The 224-nt window shown below is 53.6% G+C and carries 2 tRNA genes; both read left to right on the top strand.

Going from position 1 to position 224, the window contains the following annotated elements:
* Positions 1-7 precede the first annotated feature (7 nt).
* Positions 8-84: transfer RNA gene (locus tag QQ041_RS24095), tRNA-Asp, on the top strand.
* A gap of 59 nt (positions 85-143) precedes the next feature.
* Positions 144-220 (top strand) — tRNA-Trp (locus tag QQ041_RS24100).
* The last annotated feature ends 4 nt before the right edge of the window (positions 221-224 follow it).

The following is a 224-nucleotide window of genomic DNA, read 5'->3' on the forward strand; positions in this document are numbered from 1 at the left end:
CCACTGCGGAGTGGTAGTTCAGTTGGTTAGAATACCGGCCTGTCACGCCGGGGGTCGCGGGTTCGAGTCCCGTCCACTCCGCCACTTATTCGATAACCTCGCCTAGTGCGAGGTTTTTTCGAATCTGAAGTAATGAAAGTTTTAGGGGTGTAGCTCCAATTGGCAGAGCAGCGGATTCCAAATCCGCGTGTTGGGAGTTCGAATCTCTCCACCCCTGCCATATA

Source organism: Vibrio sp. TMPB1044 (assembly GCF_030442075.1).
Taxonomy (GTDB): Bacteria; Pseudomonadota; Gammaproteobacteria; order Enterobacterales; family Vibrionaceae; genus Vibrio; species Vibrio satsumensis.